Annotated in this window: 16 protein-coding genes and 1 tRNA gene; 7 read left to right on the top strand and 10 right to left on the bottom strand. The window is 71.2% G+C overall.

Annotated features, from left to right (window positions below; genetic code table 11):
* Nucleotides 1–81: 81 nt before the first annotated feature.
* The 4 genes from HPS36_RS01135 to HPS36_RS01120 all read right to left on the bottom strand — a co-directional run bounded on the left by HPS36_RS01135 (nucleotide 82) and on the right by HPS36_RS01120 (nucleotide 2,871).
* Nucleotides 82–870: a hypothetical protein gene (locus HPS36_RS01135; protein WP_173228184.1), complete on the bottom strand. Its 789-nt coding sequence runs from the start codon at nucleotides 868–870 to the stop codon at nucleotides 82–84.
* 346 nt (nucleotides 871–1,216) lie between these two features.
* A tRNA-Trp gene (locus HPS36_RS01130) sits at nucleotides 1,217–1,391 on the bottom strand.
* Between the two features lie 139 nt (nucleotides 1,392–1,530).
* Complete coding sequence (locus HPS36_RS01125; protein WP_121562065.1) at nucleotides 1,531–1,755, bottom strand: DUF5795 family protein; 225 nt, start codon at nucleotides 1,753–1,755, stop codon at nucleotides 1,531–1,533.
* Between the two features lie 108 nt (nucleotides 1,756–1,863).
* Nucleotides 1,864–2,871, bottom strand: coding sequence for a DUF5794 domain-containing protein (locus HPS36_RS01120; protein ID WP_173228183.1), 1,008 nt, complete (start codon nucleotides 2,869–2,871; stop codon nucleotides 1,864–1,866).
* Between the two features lie 523 nt (nucleotides 2,872–3,394).
* Here HPS36_RS01120 and guaB point away from each other — a divergent pair.
* From guaB to HPS36_RS01105, 3 genes are all read left to right on the top strand, one after another.
* Nucleotides 3,395–4,882 (top strand): IMP dehydrogenase, encoded by a 1,488-nt coding sequence (gene guaB, locus HPS36_RS01115; RefSeq protein WP_173228182.1) that lies wholly within the window; start codon nucleotides 3,395–3,397, stop codon nucleotides 4,880–4,882.
* A gap of 160 nt (nucleotides 4,883–5,042) precedes the next feature.
* Entirely contained in the window at nucleotides 5,043–5,630 is a 588-nt protein-coding gene (locus HPS36_RS01110; protein ID WP_173228181.1) for a HalX domain-containing protein, read from the top strand.
* 63 nt (nucleotides 5,631–5,693) lie between these two features.
* Entirely contained in the window at nucleotides 5,694–7,688 is a 1,995-nt protein-coding gene (locus HPS36_RS01105; protein ID WP_173228180.1) for a DEAD/DEAH box helicase, read from the top strand.
* Between the two features lie 64 nt (nucleotides 7,689–7,752).
* On the opposite strand, the gene HPS36_RS01100 is transcribed toward HPS36_RS01105, so the two are convergent.
* Nucleotides 7,753–8,814, bottom strand: a complete 1,062-nt coding sequence (locus tag HPS36_RS01100) for a phytoene/squalene synthase family protein (protein ID WP_173228179.1) — start codon at nucleotides 8,812–8,814, stop codon at nucleotides 7,753–7,755.
* A 177-nt stretch (nucleotides 8,815–8,991) separates the two neighbouring features.
* On the opposite strand from HPS36_RS01100, the gene HPS36_RS01095 reads away from it, so the two are divergent.
* Complete coding sequence (locus HPS36_RS01095) at nucleotides 8,992–10,137, top strand: acyl-CoA dehydrogenase family protein (protein ID WP_121599005.1); 1,146 nt, start codon at nucleotides 8,992–8,994, stop codon at nucleotides 10,135–10,137.
* Nucleotides 10,138–10,159: 22 nt separating this feature from the next.
* Here HPS36_RS01095 and HPS36_RS01090 read toward each other — a convergent pair whose 3' ends face one another.
* The gene (locus HPS36_RS01090; protein WP_173228178.1) at nucleotides 10,160–12,187 is read right to left on the bottom strand and encodes a PH domain-containing protein; all 2,028 of its coding nucleotides are present in this window, start codon (nucleotides 12,185–12,187) and stop codon (nucleotides 10,160–10,162) included.
* A complete protein-coding gene (locus HPS36_RS01085; RefSeq protein ID WP_121562074.1) occupies nucleotides 12,184–12,648 on the bottom strand; it encodes a PH domain-containing protein in 465 nt (154 codons plus the stop codon). The genes HPS36_RS01090 and HPS36_RS01085 overlap by 4 nt, the downstream gene beginning before the upstream one ends.
* 172 nt (nucleotides 12,649–12,820) lie before the next feature.
* On the opposite strand from HPS36_RS01085, the gene HPS36_RS01080 reads away from it, so the two are divergent.
* Nucleotides 12,821–14,110, top strand: a complete 1,290-nt coding sequence (locus tag HPS36_RS01080) for a Glu/Leu/Phe/Val family dehydrogenase (protein ID WP_137715533.1) — start codon at nucleotides 12,821–12,823, stop codon at nucleotides 14,108–14,110.
* A 37-nt stretch (nucleotides 14,111–14,147) separates the two neighbouring features.
* On the opposite strand, the gene HPS36_RS01075 is transcribed toward HPS36_RS01080, so the two are convergent.
* Nucleotides 14,148–14,876 carry a YqjF family protein gene (locus tag HPS36_RS01075; RefSeq protein ID WP_173228177.1) on the bottom strand — a complete coding sequence of 243 codons (729 nt, stop codon included), beginning with the start codon at nucleotides 14,874–14,876 and terminating at the stop codon, nucleotides 14,148–14,150.
* Between the two features lie 81 nt (nucleotides 14,877–14,957).
* Nucleotides 14,958–15,974 carry a cation diffusion facilitator family transporter gene (locus HPS36_RS01070; RefSeq protein ID WP_173228176.1) on the bottom strand — a complete coding sequence of 339 codons (1,017 nt, stop codon included), beginning with the start codon at nucleotides 15,972–15,974 and terminating at the stop codon, nucleotides 14,958–14,960.
* Nucleotides 15,975–16,147: 173 nt separating this feature from the next.
* On the opposite strand from HPS36_RS01070, the gene HPS36_RS01065 reads away from it, so the two are divergent.
* Nucleotides 16,148–16,849 (top strand): HD domain-containing protein, encoded by a 702-nt coding sequence (locus HPS36_RS01065; protein WP_173228175.1) that lies wholly within the window; start codon nucleotides 16,148–16,150, stop codon nucleotides 16,847–16,849.
* Nucleotides 16,850–16,864: 15 nt separating this feature from the next.
* On the opposite strand, the gene HPS36_RS01060 is transcribed toward HPS36_RS01065, so the two are convergent.
* The gene (locus tag HPS36_RS01060; RefSeq protein ID WP_137715536.1) at nucleotides 16,865–17,608 is read right to left on the bottom strand and encodes a TetR/AcrR family transcriptional regulator; all 744 of its coding nucleotides are present in this window, start codon (nucleotides 17,606–17,608) and stop codon (nucleotides 16,865–16,867) included.
* A 166-nt stretch (nucleotides 17,609–17,774) separates the two neighbouring features.
* Here HPS36_RS01060 and HPS36_RS01055 point away from each other — a divergent pair, with 166 nt between their 5' ends.
* Nucleotides 17,775–19,469 carry a COG1361 S-layer family protein gene (locus HPS36_RS01055; RefSeq protein WP_173228174.1) on the top strand — a complete coding sequence of 565 codons (1,695 nt, stop codon included), beginning with the start codon at nucleotides 17,775–17,777 and terminating at the stop codon, nucleotides 19,467–19,469.
* The last annotated feature ends 79 nt before the right edge of the window (nucleotides 19,470–19,548 follow it).

Below are 19,548 nucleotides of genomic sequence, written 5' to 3'. Positions count from 1 at the left end.
GCATAACCCCGGAGTACGCGAACCGAAACGGATTGCGAATCGCTGTCATGCGTCTTCGGGACACGCGGCACCCGACCGTCGTTACGAGGGAGTGAAATCCTGTAGGAGTACCGTTTTTCCCAGCCCCTGTTTCGTGTACGTGACGGTGACGTCGTACTCGGTTTCGACCCCGACGGTCACGCTGTCTCCCGGACCGAATCGCGAGCGCTGCGTCGCCTCTGCGATCGTCGCTCCCGCGGTCGAAATGTCCGGATCGGCGCCCTCGGGATCGACGATCGTTCCGAAGAACGCGGTTCCCCTCGCGGGGAGCGGTCCGCCACCGCTGTGTCTCACCGTCAGTACGCCGGTCTCGTCGCCGTCGGTCGCTTCCGAGTCGAACTCCGCGTCCATGAAGACGGACGGCGGTCCCAGCGGCTCCCCGTCGATGATGAGTCCACCGACGACCAGAATCTGTTCGATGTACCACTCTTCCCTGGACTGGGACAGTCGGAACGAGACCGCTTCCGTCCGCGAGTCCCCTCGGTGCGTGATCGTGAGCTCCGTCTCGAGGATCACGTACGTCTCGTCGCGGTCAGTTCGGCGCAAGTCCCCCCGATCGAACGTGTAGTCCCCGATGTTGTCCGCCGTGAACGCACCGGCGGCCCACGACCCGACGGCCTCGTCCACCGCGTCGAGGTCGTCCTCGTTCACGCCGGTGACGAACTGGTCGACGACCGCTTTCTGCGCCTCCAACTGGGACGATCCCCCGCCGAGTTGGTCCAGGCCCCCCGAGCAGCCGGTGAGCGCTACCAGCGACAGACTTCCCCCGACCGTCAGAACCCGCCGGCGTCGATATGGCATCGCGTGTACATGTCCGGAGCGGGGCTTCAATCCACCGGCAGACGGCGGGCCGCCGTCCGCCTCTGAAACATGGTACGCGGTCCAACCAGTCGAGGGCTAGTGGGAGCGCTGCCTCGCCTCTGGGGACAAGCCCGGCTACGGCCTGTCTCTCTTCGGGCACTTATTACCGACACGTGATTCGGTACGGCGAAGTCGGCTCTGGGGTCGGAGAGATTGTGAACCGCCGTCGCCGTCGCTCGCGGTGTTGCTCGCGACGGCAAGAAGTGGGGCCGGAGGGATTGTGAACCACGCGGACTTCGCTCCGCTCCTCCGCTGGGTTCAAATTCCTCCTCAGCACGTCGCCGTCGCTCGCGAGAGTGCTCGCGACGGCAAGAAATGGGGCCGGAGGGATTTGAACCCCCGATCGACTGATATCTCCGGTGCGCCTCGGAACTCCAGAGGGTCGTCAACACGACCGATGATCAGTCGGCCGCTCGGTATATCAGTCTGGAGTGTCGTCCCGGGCGCAAGCCTCTGGAGTCAGTCGCCATGCCTGGCTTGGCCACAGCCCCGCGTGATCTCGCATCAGACAATTGCCGAAACGCGGATAAAGGGGTTTCGATCGAAAGCGATCGAGGGACGGCGGGGGGCTTCCACTCCGGGCGCCTCCGGCCCGTTCCGCCGATCGTCGGGTGAGTCGGGTCGGGCGTTTCAGTCGCGGTCGTCGGCGCTCCAGTCGCAGTCCTGGCACTTGTACCCGGTGACGAACTCCGTCACGCTCGGCATGTACCCGACCGAGATGACGTCGCCGCCGCAGTCCGGGCAGTCGCGGTCGGCGTCCGTGATCGACTCGGCCTCCAGCACCGACTCACCTTCGACCAGCTCTGCGAGCTTCTCGGGCGTCACCATCCGCCCCTGAACGACGCGGTTCGACATACCGGCCGTTCGGGGCCGAGTGCCTAAACCCCGGCGACACGCGCGGCGGTCGGAGCCACTGAGATAGCGGTCAGACGGGCGCGCCGTTCGCGGGCGGCTACCCGTCGCTCACAGCCACGGCGCGCGGGAGTCGTCGTCCGCGAACGGGTCCGCGCCGTCGTCGTCGGTCTCTCGCCCGTCGCCCCCGTTCGCGAGGACGGCGACGTCGTCGTCGACGATGGGCGAAGGCCCCTCCGGCGGGGCGTCGAGCGGCGGATCGCTCGGGGTCTCCGTGTCCGGCTCCCCGCCGGCGTCGGTCGCGTCGCCGTCGTCCGCCTCGGAGGAGTCGTCGACCGGCGCGTCGTCTTCGGGCGCGTCGTCGTCGACGCTCGCCTCGCCGTCCGCGCTCGGGTCGTACGCGAACAGGGTCGTCACCGCGAGCACCGCGAGCGCGATGGGCGCGTCCGTCTGCATGAGGTCGAACGGGCCGAGCAGGATCGGCAGCGCGAGCACGCCCAGCGCGACCGCGGAGCCGAACCGGAACCGGTCGATGTCGACGCGGCCGCGGAGGTGCGGCGAGAGCAGCGCGATCGACAGCGCGAACGCCACGCCTACGGCGGCGGCCGCGGTGCCGTTGACCACGTACTCGGTCGAGGTCTCGACGGCGAACCCCGACGGATCGAAGCTCGCGACGAGGCCCAGACCGATGATGACGCCGGGGCTCGGCAGGAACTCGCCGACCTCCGAGCTGGCGGTCTTGGCGGCGATGGTCAGGATAACGAGCCCCGCGAACCGCTCGAAGACGGGCAGGTTCAGGAGCCCCTGGAGGGTCGGCGCGAGGGCGGCCTCGACGGCGGCGACCGGGATGATGACCGCGCCGATCAGCAGGACCGAGGTGGCCATCTCCCGCCGCGAGCCGTCCATCTCGGCGAGGATCACCGCGGCGGTCGCGGAGCCGCCGAAGATGAGGATGCCGGTCTCGACGACGCCGGTGGCCGATCCGAGGACGCCGGCGACGACGAGCGCGGGGAAGATGCCGTCGACGAGCGGGAGGGCCATGACGGTCGCGAGCAGCTTCGTCGCGCTCCCGACCTGCTGTTCGAGCCGCAGGGCGACCGGATGGCGTGACGTGCTCATTTAGGGACGATAGCCCTGACCGACGGGGTGGCGGTGGGACGCGTGCGACTCGCGATGGTCCGGGGACCACCACGCGGAGTCCACGCCGCGACGGGTCCGACGAGCCCATGTAAAGCGTTTGCGCGTATTGCCGGCTGTAAAGCGGACGCCGAGGGCGGCGTTCGGCTGGCCGGCGATGCGCGCGTTCACGGGACTGTCGGAGTCCATACCCAATATACGCGTTTCGGTCGCGTTAAAGGTTGTGTGAGACGTGTCCGCACGACACGATGGATCGACGGCGATGGTAGCGCTTCGATGACGATACATCGACGTTCGCCAAACATCCCCGATCATCTCTCGGTTTTCGGACCGCGGCCGTCGGGCGGACCGAACAGTCGAGGCTGTCGCATCCGATCCGACCGCGGTCGCGTTCCCACCCGTCGAAATAGGCACGATTCTGTATATAACACGGATTCGGATGTGAGCAACCACCACGTCCGTGCCGTCTCGCAACGCTTTTCATCGGGCGCTTGTGACGGATTATATGGCGACAGATTCTGGCCGGTTCTCGGCGAAGCTCGAGGTTCCGGAAGCGCTGACGTTCGACGACGTGCTGCTCCGACCGAAGGAGAGCCGCGTCGAGCCCGACGACGCGGACCTCTCCACCCGCGTCTCGAAGAACGTCGAACTCACCGTCCCCGTGCTGTCGGCGGCGATGGACACCGTCACGGAGAGCGACCTCGCCATCGCGATGGCCCGCGAGGGCGGGCTCGGCGTCCTCCACCGCAACATGACCGTCGAGGAGACGGCCGCGGAGGTCGAGCGCGTCAAGCGCGCGCACGAGCTCGTGATCCGCCGCGAGAACGTCGTCACCGTCTCGCCCGACGACACCGTCCGCGAGGCCGACGCGGTGATGGAGCGGCAGGGCGTCTCGGGCGCCCCCGTCGTCGCCGAGGACGACACCGTCCTCGGGATCATCTCCGGCACCGACATCCGCCCGTACTTGGAGGTCGGCGAGGACGACGCCGTCCGCGAGGCGATGACCGACGAGGTCATCACCGCGCCGGAGGACGTGGACGCGCGCGAGGCGCTCGAACTGATGTACGACCACAAGATCGAGCGCGTCCCCATCGTCGACGGCGACGAGCGGCTCGTCGGCCTGGTGACGATGCAGGGGATCTTGCAGCGCCGCGAACACGAGGAGGCCGCCCGCGACGAGCGCGGCCGCCTGCTCGCCGGCGTCGCCGTCGGCCCCTTCGAGGAGGAGCGCGCCGTCGCGGCCGACGAGGCCGGCGTCGACGTCATCTTCATCGACTGCGCCCACGCGCACAACCTCAACGTCCTCGACTCCGCGGAGGCGATCAAGGCCACCGTCGACGCCGACGTGGTCGTCGGCAACGTCGGGACGCGCGAGGCCGCCGAGGCGGCGGTCGACTTCGCCGACGGCCTGAAGGTCGGCATCGGCCCCGGGTCGATCTGTACCACGCGCGTCGTCAGCGGCGCGGGGATGCCGCAGATGACCGCGGTCGCGGAGGTCGCCGACGTCGCGGCCGAGCACGACGTGCCCGTCATCGCCGACGGGGGCATCCGCTACTCCGGCGACGCGATCAAGGCCATCGCCGCGGGCGCGGACGCGGTGATGCTCGGCTCGTACTTCGCCGGCACCGACGAGGCGCCCGGCCGCGTCATCACGATGCAGGGGAAGAAGTACAAGCAGTACCGCGGGATGGGCTCCGTCGGCGCCATGAAGTCCGGCGGCGGCGACCGCTACCTCAAGGAGGAGGACGAGGACGAGGAGTTCGTCCCCGAGGGCGTCGAGGCCGCGACGCCGTACAAGGGGAGCCTCGCCTCCGAGCTCCACCAGCTTACCGGCGGCATGCGCTCCGGGATGGGGTACGTCGGCGCCGAGACCGTCCCCGACCTCCACGAGCGCGCGGAGTTCGTCCGCGTCTCCTCGGCGGGACAGAGCGAGAGCCACCCGCACGACGTGATGATCACCGACGAGGCGCCCAACTACAGCCCGGGCGAGTAACCGCGGAGGCCGCGCGGCGGGCGAGAGCGGCTTCGAGCACGGACCGGGCGGAGTCGAATCCGGCCGCGCCGCCGATCGACCCCCGAGTCGAAGAGGTATTTTAATATAGCCAGCGGCGAGACGAAACGTGTGAGCGAACACCCCCTCGCTCCCGTCATCCATGAGTGAGCAACCGCCGCTGGTCCTCGTGGTCGAGGACGAACCCGACTTGGCCGACCTGTACGCCGCCTGGCTCGGCGACGAGTACCGCGTCCGAACCGCGTACGGCGGCCGCGAGGCGCTCGATCAGCTCGACGAGGCCGACAACCAGGTCGACGCGATCCTACTCGACCGCCGGATGCCCGGCCTCTCGGGCGACGAGGTCCTCACGGCGGTCCGCGACCGCGGTATCGACTGCCGGGTCGCGATGGTCACCGCCGTCGAGCCCGACTTCGACATCCTGGAGATGGGGTTCGACGACTACCTCGTCAAGCCCGTCACGAGCGACACGCTCCGCGAGACCGTCGAGGGGCTCCTGCGGCGCGGCGAGTACGACTCGGAGGTCCAGGAGCTGTTCTCGCTGACCTCGAAGAAGGCGATGCTGGAGTCCGAGAAGAGCGCCAACGACCTCGCCGACAACGAGGAGTACCAGCGGCTCACCGACCGGATCGAGGAGCTCCGCGAGCGGGCCGACGAGTCGCGCGACGCGGTCGCGAGCGACGACGAGGACTACGAGAAGCTCTTCCAGGACTTCGACGCCGACGCGTAACCCGCGGCGGCCGAGGGGGATTCCGCCGACTCTTTATCACCGGTCCCGCCGAACGAGCGGTACATGCGCGTCCGGGACCTGCCGCTGTCTCAGCCCGTCGTCGACCACTTCGCCGAGCGGGGCGTGCGCGAGCTGTACCCGCCCCAGCGCGCGGCGGTCGACGCGGGCGTCTGCGAGGGGGCCGACGTCGTCGCGGCGGTGCCGACCGCGTCGGGCAAGACGTTCATCGCCCAGCTCGCGCTGTTGACGGCCGGCGGCCCCGGCCTGTACGTCTGTCCGCTCCGCGCGCTCGCCCGCGAGAAGTACGAGACGTTCGCGGCGCTGCCCGGCGTCGACGTGGGCATCTCCACCGGCGACTTCGACGCGACGGGCGAGGCGCTCGCCGGCAACGACGTGGTGGTCGCCACGAGCGAGAAGGTCGACTCCGCGATCCGCAACGGCGCCTCGTGGGTCGACGAACTCGCCTGCGTCGTCGTCGACGAGGTCCACCTCCTCGGCGCGAAGCGACGCGGCCCGACGCTCGAAGTGACGCTGGCGACGCTCCGGCGCCGGAACCCCGACCTCCAGACGGTGGCGCTGTCGGCGACCGTCGACAACCCCGACGCCATCGCGGACTGGCTCGACGCCGCCCTCGTCGAGTCCGCGTGGCGCCCGGTCGACCTGCGGACCGGCGTCGCGGTCGGCGGCGAGGTCGCGTTCGACGACGGCACGAGCCTCTCGGTCGACGTCGGCCCCGACGAGACCGTCGGCGACGGTGACGGCGGCGAGGCCCGGGACGGGGGTGCCGACGACTCCGACGACCCCGACGCGACCGAGGTCACCGCCGCGCTCGTCGCCGACGCGGTCGCGGACGGCGGCCAGTGCCTCGCGTTCGTCCGCTCCCGCCGCGAGGCGGTCGACCTCGCGGAGCGGCTCGCGGACGAGGGCCTCGCCGCGGCGCTGGGCGTCGAGGACGCGGCCGCGGCGGCCGCCGAGGAGGCCACCGACGTGGACGGCACCATGACCGGCCGACAGCTCGCGGACTGCCTGCGCGCCGGCGTCGCGTTCCACCACGCCGGGCTCCGCTCGGGCCACCGCGCGGTCGTCGAGTCGGCGTTCCGCGAGCGCGACGTGGCCTGTATCTGCGCCACGCCCACGCTGGCGGCCGGAGTCAACGTCCCCGCGCGCCGCGTCGTCGTCCGCGACCAGCGCCGCTACGGGGAGGGCGGCATGTCGTGGATCCCGACGCTCGAAGTCCACCAGATGTGCGGCCGCGCGGGCCGACCGGGGCTCGACCCCCACGGCGAGGCGGTCCTCGTCGCGGACGCCGACGCGCGCGACGAGGTGCGCGAGCGCTACGTCGAGGGCGAGCCCGAGGCGGTCGAGTCGCAGCTCGCCGACCCCGGCGCGCTCCGCACGCACGTCCTCGCCGCGATAGCGACGGACTTCGCGGCGACCGAGACGGAGATCCTCGACGTGTTCGAGGGGACGTTCTACGCGCGGGAGACCGGGGCGGGCGGCCTCGCCGACGCGGTCGCCGTCGCGGTCGACGACCTCGTCGCGGCCGGGATGGTCGCCCGGGAGACGGGCGGCGTCGAGGACTACCGGCTCGTCGCGACGGCCGTCGGCGAGACGACCTCGAAGCAGTACGTCCGCCCGGAGACCGGCCAGCGGATCGTCGCCGGGCTCCGCGCCGCGGCCGACCTCCCCGAGGCGACCACGCTCACCGCCTTCGAGGTGATCTGCGACACGCCGGACATGCAGGACACCTACCTCGGCAACGCCGAGCGCGCGGACGTCTACCGGTTCGCGCGGCGGAACGCCGCCCGTCTCACCACGGACATGACCGACCCGGACGACTTCGAGGGGTGGCTGGAGTCGGTGAAGACGGCGCGAATCTTAGACGAGTGGATCGGCGGCGCGACGGTCGAGGAGCTCGTCGACCGCTACCGGATCGGCCCCGGCGACCTCGACTCGCGCGTCGAGCGCGCGGAGTGGCTGCTGAGCGCGGCCGAGGCGCTCGGGGAGACTATCGGGGTGCGCGTCCCGGCGGTGTCGCGGGCGCGGTCGCGGCTGTGAGAAAGTAGCGGAGAGAAGCTGGTAGAGAGATGCGAGGGGAGCCGGCGGCGTCGGCCCGTGGTGGTCAGTCCGCCGACCCGACCGCGCGGTGGAAGGGGGTCCGCGCGATGGTCTGTCGCAGCTCCGCCAGCGAGTCGCGGCCGACGCCGCTCGCGGCGGACATCACCGCGAACACCTCCTGTCTGGACACCTTCACGCCGGTCTCGGTGAGCGCGTCCTCAGGGCGGCTCCCCAGCTCGCGGAGGGTGCCGACCGCGAGCAGGTACGGGACGGTCCACGCCTCCATCGTGTTGCCGTTCGAGAGCGGCATCGTCTCCAAGTACGCCTGCGCGTCGTCGAGGAACGAGCGGGCGTAGTCGGCGGTGCGGTCGACGACGCGCGCGGACGACTCGCGGTTCTCGGGGTGGACGACGCGCTCCTGGTCGACGCCCTCCGCCTCCAGCCACTCGGCGGGGAGGTAGACGTTGTTCTCCTCGGTGTAGTCGTCGTACACGTCCTTCGAGACGTTCACGAGCTGGAGGAGGAGCCCGAACTCCTCGGCGGTCTCCCGCAGCCGCTTCGCGCGCTCCTCGGCCACGTCGCCGCGGGTGAGCAGGTTCGTGATGAGGTTGCCGACGGTGCCGGCCGCGTAGTAGCAGTACTGCTCCAACTCGTCGCGGTCGTCGATGCGGAGCCCGCCCTCGGTGGCGTGGCGGTCGACGAACATCGCCATCCCGTCGACCATCTCCAGCACGGGCGGGACGATGGCCGCCTGCGCCTCCGGGTCGAGCTCCTCGAACGTCGCGACGATCGTGGGCGCGTCGGCGACGACGCTCCAGTCTTCGTCGCGCTCGGCCGGCAGCCACTCGTCGACCGTCTCGCGGAACTCGGCGATGTCGGTCTCGTCGTCCGGGTCGATCGCTCGCCGGTACGTCCGCAGCACGTCGCTCTGGGCGTCCGGCGGGATGTGCCCGGCGTCCTCGACCGTGTCGGCGACGCGACAGAGGAGGTACCCGACGCAGATCTGCGACGCCATCGGTTCCTCTAACACGTCGACCGTCAGCGCGAAGGTCCGCGAGACCCCCTGGACCGCCTCGTGACACCACGCGAGGTCGGCCTCGGCGGGGGCGTGTTCTCGTCCGCTCATTCAGTTGCCGGTGTTTACGGCACAACGCATAAAAAGCCTCGTGGAACGGCGGCCGCGCGTCGATCGCCGCTCGCGGCGGCGAAACCGCACGACTCGGTCCCCGTCGGCGCCGACGAACCGCCGACCCGTGTACAACCGTGTGGAAACGGCTAAGTCCGCCCGGCCGAAGGCTCCGGCATGGAGTTCACGCTCACCGAAGAGCAGCGTCAGATCCGCGACACCGTCGCGGAGTTCGTCGACGAGGAGGTCGTCCCCCGCGCGGCCGAGATCGACGAGACCGACGAGTTCCCCGCGGACTTGGTCGAGGAGATGGCCGACCTCGGACTCATGGGCATGCCGTTCCCCGTCGAGTACGAGGGCGCCGGCCTCGACTACCACAGCTACGCGATCGGGCTCGAAGAGATCTCCCGCGGCTCCGGCGGGCTCGGCACCGTCGTCGCGGCCCACACGTCGCTGGCCGGGAACATGCTCTACGAGTTCGGCGACGAGGCCCAGAAGGAGGAGTACCTCACCGCCCTGAACACCGCCGAGGACATCGGCGCGTTCGCGCTCTCGGAGGCCGAGGCCGGGTCGGACGTGCCCGCGATGTCGACGACCGCGGAGCGCGACGGGGACGGCTACCTCGTCAACGGCGGGAAGCTCTGGATCTCGAACGGCTCCGTCGCCGACACGGTCACGCTGTTCGCCAAGACCGACCCCGACGCCGGCCGGAAGGGCATCTCGTCGTTCATCGTGCGTCCGGAGGAGGACGACGGGTTCGTCGTCGAGGGGACGGAGGACAAGCTCGGGGACAAGGGGTGTCCGACCGCGGAGCTCCGGTTCGACGACATGTGGATCCCGGAGGAGCGCCGGCTCGGCGAGGAGGGCGAGGGGTTCGTCCACGCGCTGAAGACGCTCAACGGCGGCCGGATCACCATCGCGGCCCGGTCGGTCGGGATCGCGCGCGCTGCCCTCGACGAGGCAAAGTCGTACGCCCAGCAGCGCGAGCAGTTCGACCGCCCGATCAGCGACTTCCAGGCCATCCAGCACAAGCTCGCGGACATGGACACCAAGGCCCGCGCCGCGGAACTGCTGATGCACGAGGCCGCCGACCTGAAGATGCGCGACGACGACTACATCAAGGAGGCCGCGCAGGCGAAGCTGTACGCCTCGGAGATCGCCCGCGAGGTCGCCAACGAGGGGATCCAGATCCACGGCGGCTACGGCTACACTAAGGACTTCCCCGCCGAGCGCTTCTACCGCGACGCGAAGCTCTCGGAGATCTACGAGGGGACGAGCGAAGTGCTGCGCAACACGATCGCCCAGCAGCTGCTCGACGAGTAGGTCCGCGGATCGGTCCCGTCGGTCAGGTCCGCGAATCGGTCCCGTCGCCCTCGGGGTCGTCGCCATCGCCGTCGGGATCACCCCCATCACCCTCAGAACCTTCGCCGTTGGCGTCCGCCCGACCGCCATCCGTGCCGTCGCGGTCTCTTTCCCTATCCTCGTCGCGGTCGTCGTCTACCTCGGTCCCGTCGCTACCACTGTCCGCGTTCGGCCCGTGCGCCACGTCGGCGTCCGACGGGTTCTGGTCGACCGCGTACTCGCCGGTGTCGATGCGCTCCGCGGGCTCCGAGTAGTCGCGGTCGCTCGGCGAGAAGTCCGGGCGGACGACGCCGTCTTCGGGGATGTCGGGCGCGTCGTCGTCCGTCGTCTCGTCGGCGTCCGGGACCGACGGCGTCGGATCGGGCGCCGTCTCGTCGAGGTCCGCGTCGGGGTCGTCGTCGCCGGGTGCGGGCGCCCCGTCGATGTCCGCGTCGGGATCGGCGGCGTCCGCGTCGGGGCCGTTGTCCTCGTCGCCGCTCTCGTCGGCGTCGACGTTCCCGTCGAACCACTCGAAGCGGTCGGTCCCGGCGCCGCGCCGCTCCGCGACGGCGGTCGCGAGGCGCTCGGTCAGCGTCTCTTCTAGCGCCTCGGCCTCGGCCACCTCGAAGTCGACCGCGGCGGCGTCGCTGCCGGTCAGCGAGCCGGTCCCCGCCGTGTCGGCGACGACCGTCGCGACGCCCCACCGGCGCTGGAACACGGTGCGGCTGTCGATCACGTTCTGGATCCGGTAGTACGGGACGACGGCGACGGTCCGGCTCCAGAAGCCGTTCCGCGTGAGCAGGTGGTCCTCCCCGACCCAGTAGCCGCGGTGCTTCCACTTCAGGTGCGCCGCGGGTGGCGCGACGAGGAGGAGTGCGGCGACCGCGTACCACGGCAGCGACGGCGAGACGTACCAGTTCACGCCGTACGCGATCCCCGTGAGGACGCCGACGAGCAGCGCGTACCGGATGACGTACCGCCACCGGATGCGCTTCGGCGGCCGGTTGAAATCGGGGGTGCCGAACGACTCTATCTCGTGTGCGAGCCGGTAGACGCGGTCGGTCGCGGCGATGGGCACCGCGGACTGGTTGCCGGACTCCGCGCTCTGCCCGGGGGCGTACCCCGCGGTCTCGATGGAGAGGCTCGCGTAGCCGAGCGCGCGCTTGGCGGGGTTGTCCGTGATCCGCAGCGTCTGGACCTTCTCGGTCGGGATCGACCCGCTGTACCGCCGGAACAGCCCGCGCTCGTACCGGAGTTCGTCGCCGGCGCGGGAGAGCCGGAAGCCGTAGTAGTTCGAGAAGGCGACGCCCGCGCCGATGAGCCACGACGCGATGAACAGCGCCGCCACGCCGACGAACGCCGTCGCGGTGAGCGCGGCGGCCGACGTCTCCGGCAGGAAGCTCGACAGCACCGGGAACGACCCGGAGCTCAGGAACGCCAGGAGTCCGATCAGGCGCCCGTCGAACGAGAGCGCCCCGACTAAGGCCAGCTCGCTCGGCGAGATGGCGAACAGCTCCTCCTCGTCGGGCGCGAACGCGTCCTCGCGGCCGGCCTCGACCGCGTCCACGTCGGCCGACGATCCCTCGCCGGCCTCCTCGGGCCGCGCGCCCCCGGCCTTCCGGCGCTGGACCTCGCGCTGGAGCCGGGTCGCCTCGTCGGGCGTGACGAACCGGATCGACCCCTCGGTGCTGGAGCCGCCGGCGGTCTCTAGGTCGACTGCGGCGACGCCGATGGCGCGCTGGATCACGCTCCGGCTCACGTCGACGTTCTGTATCCGCCGGTACGGGATCTCGCGCTCGCGGCGGGAGATGACGCCGGAGGAGATGTCGAGGGTGTCCTCGGTGAGGACGTACTCGAACCGGCGGTAGTACGCGACCTCGTAGGCGAACATCGCGAGGAGGATGGCGGCCCCGCCGCCGACCGCGAGGGGGAGGCCGAACCCGCCGCTGTTCACGATCACGAACAGCGCGACGGCGGTTCCGGCCGCCTTCTGGAGCGCGCGGTACGGGACCGACTGCGGCGCCAGCTTCACACCGCGTCCTCCCCGTCGGCGCGGATCGCCAGCCGCTTCAGCTCCTCGCGGAGGTCGCTCGCGCCGTCCGGCGTCAGCCCCGGGATCCGCACGTCGGCGCCGCGCGACCCGGCGGTGTACACCACGCAGGAGGCGAGCCCGACGGTCCGCTCGATCGGCCCGCGGCGGGAGTCGACGTGCTGGATGCGCACCAGCGGCACCGTCGTCCGCACCTGCGTGAGCACGCCGCGGTCGAGGTAGATGGCGTCCTCGCGGATCTCGTAGCTCCAGCGTCGGTACCGGAGCAGCGCGTGCGCGACGGTCAGCGTCAGGACGACGGCGCCGACGGCGACCGGCGCCCATCGCGGGAGGTACTCGAGGTACGCGCCGCCGGCGAACGGGGCGGTCACGAGCGCCGACAGCAGCACCGCGCGGAGGACCCACACGATCTGGACCCGGGGGTGGAGCGTCTGTGCCGTCATCGACGGTCCCCCGTCGCACGTCCGTGTGTCATGGGGGGCGATTGAGGGGCCCGACGTATAAGTCCGGTCGGAACCGCACGGTGGAACTCGGCCCGACCGCCGTGCGAGAGGATCTCTCTCGGAGGCGATACTTGCCGAAACCGATATCACGGGCGACGGAGTCGTGCCGGCCATGGCCGACGACCCGTTCCAGAACATGCTCGCCCAGATGGACCGCGCCGAGGAGTACGCAGACGTGGACCACGGGGTGTTCGAGCGGCTCAAGCACCCGGAGCGCACGCTGAAGGTGACGCTCCCCGTGGAGCTGGAGTCCGGCGAAGTCGAGGTGTTCGAGGGGTACCGCTGTCAGTTCGACAGCGCCCGCGGTCCGTTCAAGGGCGGCGTCCGGTTCCATCCGTCGGTCACCCAGCGCGAGGTCGAGGCGCTCGCCGGCTGGATGACGTGGAAGACGGCGCTCGTCGACCTCCCCTACGGCGGCGCGAAGGGCGGCGTGATCTGCGAGCCGAAGGACCTCACCGACCGCGACCTCGAACGGCTCACCCGGCGGTACACCGAGGGGATCCGCCGGATGATCGGCCCCGAGATCGACGTGCCCGCGCCCGACATGAACACGAACCCCCAGACGATGGCGTGGATGATGGACACCTACTCGATGTACGAGGGGTACTCCGTCCCGCAGGTCGTCACCGGGAAGCCGCTGGAGATCGGCGGGACGCCGGGCCGCGTGGAGGCGACCGGTCGCGGCGTCTCGCTCGTCACCGAGCGGCTCTTCGAGTACCTCGACCGCGACCTCTCCGACGCCTCCGTCGCGATCCAGGGGTTCGGCAACGTCGGGTCGAACGCGGCCCGGCTCCTCGACGAGGCCGGCGCCAACGTGGTCGCGACCTCGGACGTCTCCGCCGCGGCCTACGACCCGGACGGCCTCGACGTGGCGGCGCTCGGCGCGCACGTCGACGCCGGCGGCCTGATCGAGGAGTACGTCGCGGGCGAGTACCGGGGGAACGCGGACGGGTCGAGCTGGGACGACCCCGACCGGATCACCAACGCGGAGCTGCTCACCCTCGACGTCGACGTGCTCATCCCGGCCGCCGTCGAGGGCGTGATCACCGCCGACAACGTCGACGACCTCCGGGCCTCAGCGGTCGTCGAGGCCGCGAACGGGCCGACGACGGTCGCCGCCGACGAGGTCCTCACCGAGCGCGACATCCAGGTCGTCCCGGACATCCTCGCGAACGCGGGCGGCGTCATCGTCTCGTACCTGGAGTGGGTCCAGAACGCCCAGGAGTTCTCGTGGCCGCTGGAGACCGTCAACGCCGAGCTCGAGCGCCGCATCGGGAGCGCGTTCGACAAGACGATCGACCAGTACGACGAGAAGGAGCTGCCCGACCTGCGGACCGCGGCGTACACGCTCGCCTTGGAGCGCACGGCGAAGGCCCACGAGTACCGCGGGCTCTTCCCGTAGCGAGTCGCGCGCGGCCGGGGCGAACGCCCCGCGGCCCTCAGACCCGGCGGATCCGGTCCGCGGTGACCGCGATCGGCTCGGCGTAGTGGAGCAGCGGCTCGCCGTCGGGGTCGTCGAACCCGTTGGCCGCGAACAGCGTGTTCGCCCGGATCTCCGCCGCGGCCGGGCGCAGCGTCCACGGCTCGTGTTCGATCTCGCCGACGTACAGCCGCCCGCCGGAGCCGGCGGTGTAGAAGCGGTAGTTCTCCGTGAGGAACGCCGGCAGCGACCCCGGTTCCGGCGTGAACGCCTCGCCGGCCGGGGCGTACGTCGCGTCGAACCGCGCGTGCGGGGCGCCGTCGTGGACGCGGCGGCTCGCGAACCGCACGGCGCGGTCCGCGTCCGCGCCCTCGGCGCCGCCCCCGTCCCACGCCCCCGGGTGTCGAACGTCCGTCTCGGCGCGGTAGTAGGGGAGCCGGAACAGCCCGCGGGCGACCGCGACGCCGAGCCGGTCGTCCGCGTCGAGGCTGTGGAAGTAGACGCCGGGCCCGTTCGGTCCCTCGACGTAGGTCCGGAGGTTGAGTTCGGGGAACGACAGCCCCGCCGGCACGCCCCGCGGGCGGATGTCGTCCATCACGAACGGGACGACCCCGAGGTAGGCGTCGCCGTCGTGGGTCGCGACCGACAGGCCCTCCGGCAGCGCCGCGGCGACGGTCGACGGGTCGACGGGCCAGTGCGCGAACAGTCCGTCCCGCCACGTCATCTCCAGCCAGCGGCGTTTCAGCATACCCGATCTAGGGGACGGACGGGCAAAACCCGCACGCCCCCGGCGGCCTCGGACCTCGAGCGACCGCACGGTCGACCCGCCTCACTCCGTCGGCGCGTCCGGCCCGCCCGACGGATCCGGCTCCCTCGACGCGTCCCGCTCTCCAGACGGGTTCGGCTCTCCCGACGCGTCCGACCCGTCCGCCGCGTCCTCCCACTCCGGCGCGTCCTTCCACTCCCCGAGGCCGGACGGGTCGAGGTGGACGTGGACGTCCCCGACGTCCTCCAGCGCGCGGAGGCTCGTGACGAGGTCCGTCTCCACGTCGTGGGCCGCGCGGAGCGTCATCTCCCCGTCGACCTCCACGTGGACCTCGACCTCCAGGTCGGTCCCGTCGTAGTAGACGGTGAGGTCGTGGACGCCCTCGACGGCCGGGTGGTCGCGGAGCGCGGCGACGACGCGCTCGCGGTCGCCGGAGGGCGGCGCCGCCCCGACGAGGTACGTGACGTTCTCGCGGCCGATCTCGACCCCCTGGTACACGACGAGGAGGCTGACGAGCGCGCCGGCGACCGGGTCGAGGATCGGGACGTTCAGGAACACGCCGAACACGCCGACGAGCGCCGCGATCGTCGTGTAGATGTCGTTGAGGCAGTCCACGGCGAGCGCGTCGAGCGCGGTCGAGCCGAGGTCGGCGTTCACCAGCTCCGTGTACCGGTACAGGAGGTACATGTCGGCCATCGCGAACAGCAGCGCGCCGACGAGGAGCGGGCTCGCCGTCACCTCGACCGACCCGACCAGCCCGCTGACCGACTCGCGCAGCAGGAGCAGCCCCAGGATCGCGACCGTCGCGCCGACGAACAGCGCCGTCAGCGGCTCGATCCGCTGGTGGCCGTGCGGGTGCGTCTCGTCCGGGCTCTCGTACCGCGAGCCCCCCCAGACGAACACGACCGCGCTCGCGACGAGGTCGGCGACCGAGTGGGCGGCGTCGGCGACCAGCGCGACGCTGCCGAACGCGAGCCCCGCGGCGCCCTCGACCGCGATCTTCACCGCGTTGCCGGCGACGTTCACCGCCGCCGCCCGCTGGAACCGAGCGCGGTCGTCGTTCCCGAAGGGACTCAGCATAGACGCCGGTGCGCCCCCGACCCTGTTAAGCGTCCCGCGTCGCGCCGCCGCCCGCCGCGGAGGCGTCGCCCCGACCGATCGCCCGCCGCGTCAGCGGCCGGAGACTCCGTCGTAACGCCTAAGACCGAAACGCTCCTCGGTGACGGTAATGAATCACGATCTTTTCGCCCGAGGTGGTCCCGGTGGGCGTCGAAATTAAGGAAACGGAGGTGAGCGACGAGGATTTCGAGGAGATGAAGGGGTTCGTCCGCGACTACCTCGCGGCCAGCGTCGAGAGCGAGGACGACGGCGGACGGATGCGCTGGTACCCCTGGCACTCCGCGTCGTACCGCTTCAACCACATCCTCAACGTCGTCGACCTCGCGACCGAGATCGCCGAGGCCGAGGGCGCCGACGTCGACGTGGTCCGGGTCGCGGCCGTCTTCCACGACGTCGCGAAGCTGGAGGCCGAACAGGACGTCCACGCGGAGGCCGGCGCGCGCGTCACCCGCGAGTACCTCCAGAGCCGCGGCTCCTACCCGGAGTCGTTCATCGAGGAGGTGTGCGGCGCGGTCGTCGACCACTCGTACACGGGCGACCTCGACGACGTGCCCTTGGAGAGCCGGTGTCTGATCGAGGCGGACGTGCTCGACAAGGTCGGCGCCAACGGCGCCGTCCTCATGCTGTTGCGCATGGGGTACGAGTCGCGGACGCACATGGACGCCGCGAAGATGGTCGACCGCGTGCTCCAGCGCGCGCACGACCACACCGACCGCGTCGTCTCCGACACCGCCGAGAGCATCGCGCACCAGCGGATCAAGCGCGTGAAGTGGCTCCGCGAGTGGCTCGAAGAGGAGGTCTCGCGGATGGACGCCGAGGGCGTCACGGACCGCTGAGCGCGGCTCCGGCCGCTATTCTCCCGCGCCGCTCGCGTCGACGAGCGGCAGCATCGCCTCTAGGTAGCGGTCGATCCCGGCGCGCGAGCCCGCGACCCACGGGCCGCCGTTCGTCGTCGCCCAGCGGAACATCCCGCCCGTCGCGAACGTCTGGAGCGTCGCGGCCACCTCGGCGGCGTCGACGGCGTCGGGTCCGGGCGAGTCGTCGGCGGGGCCCGGTGACCCGTCGCCGTCGGCCTCGGCCGCGGCCTCGCGGACGAGCCGTTCGAGGTACTCGCCGAAGACGCGGTCGCTGCGGTCGAAGTGGTCGCGGTACGCCTCGTCGCTCGCGGCCTGCGCGCGGAGCTCCGTCATCACCGTGACGAACCGCTCGTCGGGGGCGTACGGATCGTCGAGCGACGCGGGGTCGACGACCGCCGTGAGGTAGTCGTCGAGCTGGTCCCGGGCCGAGCGATCGAAGGCCTCCGGGGCCATCTCCGGCACGTCGTCGCCCGCGCCCGCCGCGGCGTCGCCCGACGGCTCCGCGAGGGACCCGTCCGCGACGGCCGCCTCGAACTGGTCGAGCAGGAAGCCGAGGAGGTCGAGCAGCAGGTCGTCTTTCCCGTCGTAGTGGTGGTACACGAGCGACGGGCTCTTGTCGAACTCGTCGCCGATCCGCTGGATCGTGACGTTCGCGTACCCGTGTTCGCAGAGCGCGCGGAACGCCGCGCCGAGGATGGCCTGCCGGGTGTTCGACGGCTCCGCGAACGGGTCGTCCATACCCGACGTATTCGCCCCCGGTATATACAGCCCTTGATTGAACGTTCATTCAACACGCTTATGTCGCGGGCCTCGCTCGGGGACGTATGACTCGTTCCGACGCGTCACGGTACGACCGGCCGCTCCGCGCGGCCAGATCCTCCCGCGGTCCCGCCGGAGGGGACCGATGAGCCGACCGGCGCGACTCGCCACCGCCGCGCTCGCGGTCGCCGCGGTGAGCGCCCTCCTCGTCGGGGTCTCGCTCGCCGGTGCCGCGGCGCCGAGCGCGGGCGGATCGCCAGCGGACTCGGCCGCCCTGTCCGGAGGCCCGACGGCCGACGGCGTCGTCGCGCAGACGAGCGATCCGACCGCGCGACAGATCCGCGGGTCGCCGGTCCTGGAGGTCTTCGCGTCGCAGCGAACCGTGCCTGCGGGCGCAGAGTCCACCGTCACGCTCGACATCGTCAACACCGGCGAGATGGAGATCGGCAACCAGCTCGACTCCCGGGTGACGACCGCGCGCGGGCTCACCGTCGAGGTCGACGACGGCGGCGTCCCGATCGACGTCGAGGACGGCGAGATCCCGGTCGGCGATGTCTCGACCGCCGCGAGCCCGGTCGCCGTGCCGCTCGACGTGACCGTGCCCGAGGACGTGCCGGACGGGCGGTACGAGGTGGAGGCGACCCTCCGCTACCGCTACACCTTCGAGATCATCCCCGAGTTCAACGACCACAAGGACCGCCGCGGCATCGACGACTTCGACGTCACCATCGTCGTCGACGACGGCGCGCGGTTCGCGGTGCTGGAGACCGACACCGACGCGCAGGTCGGCGGGAGCGGCGACGTGACCGTCACGCTGGCGAACGTCGGCGACGAGACCGCCCGCGACGCGGTCGTCTCCGGGAGCACGACCGCGCCCGGCGTCACCCTCGGGCAGGGCGGCGGCCAGTCGTTCGTCGGCGACTGGGCGCCCGGCGAGAACCGGACGGTGACGTTCGACTCCTCGGTCGGGCAGTCGTTCGCCGGCGGCGCCTACGCGCTCTCCTCGACCGTCGACTACCGCGACCCGAACGGACTCGACGAGACGGCGGCGCCCGCCCGCGCCGGGGTCGTCCCGCTCCGCGAGCAGTCGTTCTCCCTGGACGACGTCTCCGGCACGCTCGAAGTCGGCTACTCCGGGACGGTCACCGGCACGATCACGAACGAGGGGCCGCGCACCGTCGAGAACGCGGTCCTGATCGCCGACTCCGGGAGCAACCGCGTGAGCCTCGGCGAGAGCCGGTACGCGCTCCCGCGGATCCCGCCCGGCGAGTCGGCGGAGTTCACCTTCGACGCGGACGTGAGCGGGAGCGCCGACCCCGGGCCGCGACAGTTCCGGTTCACCACTGAGTACGAGAGCGGCGACGCGACCCTCACGGCCGAGCAGACCCGGCGCGTCGAGGTCGCGCCGCGACAGCCCGAGTTCGAGCTGGCCGTCGAGAACGCGACCGTCCAGGCGGGCGAGACCCGCCGGATCAACGCCACGATCACGAACCGGCGGCCGGAGACCCTCTCGTCGATCAACGCCGGGCTCTACGCCGACAGCCCGCTGACGGCCGTCAACGACGAGGCGTTCGTCGACGAGCTCGAACCCGGCGAGTCCGCGCGGATCTGGTTCGAGGTGGCCGCCGCGGGGAGCGCGAGCGTCGAGGACCACCCGGTCGAGCTCGACTTCCGTTACGAGGACGCCCGCGGCAACGACCGCATCTCGGACATCACCCAGGTCCCGGTGACCGTGACCGAATCGGTCGACGACGGCGGGCCGCCGCTCGGCCTCGTCGCCGTCGCCGCCCTGCTCGTCGTCGCCGCGGTCGGCGGCGCCGTCTGGTACCGACGACGGTGATCGGATGAGCGGACGCACCACCGCGCCGGGTCGCCCGCCGAGGGGTCGCCCGACGACGGACCGCGGGACAGCGGGGCAC

The organism is Halorubrum salinarum, assembly GCF_013267195.1.
In the GTDB taxonomy this organism is placed as follows: domain Archaea; phylum Halobacteriota; class Halobacteria; order Halobacteriales; family Haloferacaceae; genus Halorubrum; species Halorubrum salinarum.
This window is presented reverse-complemented; position numbering and strand designations above follow the sequence as displayed.

What these genes read in the sequence shown, in the direction of transcription:
- HPS36_RS01055 (WP_173228174.1), top strand. Translation starts at nt 17,775, where the DNA reads ATGAGCCGACCGGCGCGACTCGCCACCGCCGCGCTCGCGGTCGCCGCG.
- HPS36_RS01080 (WP_137715533.1), top strand. Translation starts at nt 12,821, where the DNA reads ATGGCCGACGACCCGTTCCAGAACATGCTCGCCCAGATGGACCGCGCC.
- HPS36_RS01075 (WP_173228177.1), bottom strand. Translation starts at nt 14,876, where the DNA reads ATGCTGAAACGCCGCTGGCTGGAGATGACGTGGCGGGACGGACTGTTC.
- HPS36_RS01120 (WP_173228183.1), bottom strand. Translation starts at nt 2,871, where the DNA reads ATGAGCACGTCACGCCATCCGGTCGCCCTGCGGCTCGAACAGCAGGTC.
- HPS36_RS01095 (WP_121599005.1), top strand. Translation starts at nt 8,992, where the DNA reads ATGGAGTTCACGCTCACCGAAGAGCAGCGTCAGATCCGCGACACCGTC.
- HPS36_RS01100 (WP_173228179.1), bottom strand. Translation starts at nt 8,814, where the DNA reads ATGAGCGGACGAGAACACGCCCCCGCCGAGGCCGACCTCGCGTGGTGT.
- guaB (WP_173228182.1), top strand. Translation starts at nt 3,395, where the DNA reads ATGGCGACAGATTCTGGCCGGTTCTCGGCGAAGCTCGAGGTTCCGGAA.
- HPS36_RS01125 (WP_121562065.1), bottom strand. Translation starts at nt 1,755, where the DNA reads ATGTCGAACCGCGTCGTTCAGGGGCGGATGGTGACGCCCGAGAAGCTC.
- HPS36_RS01110 (WP_173228181.1), top strand. Translation starts at nt 5,043, where the DNA reads ATGAGTGAGCAACCGCCGCTGGTCCTCGTGGTCGAGGACGAACCCGAC.
- HPS36_RS01085 (WP_121562074.1), bottom strand. Translation starts at nt 12,648, where the DNA reads ATGACGGCACAGACGCTCCACCCCCGGGTCCAGATCGTGTGGGTCCTC.
- HPS36_RS01070 (WP_173228176.1), bottom strand. Translation starts at nt 15,974, where the DNA reads ATGCTGAGTCCCTTCGGGAACGACGACCGCGCTCGGTTCCAGCGGGCG.
- HPS36_RS01105 (WP_173228180.1), top strand. Translation starts at nt 5,694, where the DNA reads ATGCGCGTCCGGGACCTGCCGCTGTCTCAGCCCGTCGTCGACCACTTC.
- HPS36_RS01060 (WP_137715536.1), bottom strand. Translation starts at nt 17,608, where the DNA reads ATGGACGACCCGTTCGCGGAGCCGTCGAACACCCGGCAGGCCATCCTC.